Below are 1,015 nucleotides of genomic sequence, written 5' to 3' on the forward strand. Positions count from 1 at the left end.
GATATGACGCATCGCGCTTCTCAGCAGAGCGCTTTTTAGCGGTTCCGGGACTTGTGTTAGCGCATTGCATGCGCATCTCCAACTGCTCTACTTCTTCCTTAAGGATCGCGGCCATTTCCTCAATCCGGGCGCCCGTGAAGCGGCTTTCAACCCCAGCGATCGTCAATGCCGCCGATATGCCGCTGCGAGGATCATGTAACGCGACTCCTATCCCATACGAGCCTTTCACGACTAACCCCGGGTTTAAACCGTAACCTCGTTCGCGGGTTTCTTGAACCTGATGCCTCAGCAGTTCTGAGGTAAGCCCGGGGTAATCAGAAGCGAAGCGGGCGGCGTTGACCGCCAACGCCCGCTCGACTTCCTCATCAGACAAAATTGCGAGTAGGGCCAACCCACCACCGCCGACCCCAATGGGATGCCGATCTCCCGGTTGCAGCACATGGGAGCGAAGGGGGTACGTACCCTCCTCCCGCGCGAGGCAAACCGACTCATACCCCCGTTGGACACTTAGAAGCGCGGCATCGCCACTGCGCGCAGCAATTCGAACGAGGCTGTCTGCCGCCAGCCGGCGAATTCCGAAACGCTCCGCGGCAAGGACTCCCAATGCATAAGTCTCTGCGCCGGCGTAGTACCGCCGGTCCTCTGGCTGCTGCTCCACCAAGCCATTTTCTATCAACGCGAGGAGAAGTCGCCGCGTAGTTGGCTTGGTCAGTCCCGTTGCTTTCACAAGATCCGAAAGCCCAATACCGGTTGTACGGGAGCCCGTAACCAACTGCAGAACTTGCACCGCACGGTCCAGGGTCTGGCTTGCTGCAGTTCCGGCGGCTTGCCCGTCACCGCCATGTTCATTCGACATCGTTCGGCCTCCAAGGGTCCAATATTCGGACCAACTGAATGGTGAAAACCTTTATTGGATGACACCAGTTTAGGTGTTTAAATAAAGGCATCAAATAGGTAAAGATACCGTCACGGTCCGAAAAATGGACTTTCGGTGCGAAACTAGGTCCGTATATTA

General features: G+C 56.7%; 1 protein-coding gene. It reads right to left on the reverse strand.

Annotation, left to right across the window (positions count from 1 at the left end):
- Positions 1–856: IclR family transcriptional regulator (locus NQV17_RS37750; RefSeq protein WP_257776153.1), on the reverse strand; the 856-nt coding region annotated here is incomplete at its 3' end.
- Positions 857–1,015: the final 159 nt, after the last annotated feature.

Source organism: Burkholderia sp. SCN-KJ, from assembly GCF_024656005.1.
In the GTDB taxonomy this organism is placed as follows: domain Bacteria; phylum Pseudomonadota; class Gammaproteobacteria; order Burkholderiales; family Burkholderiaceae; genus Burkholderia.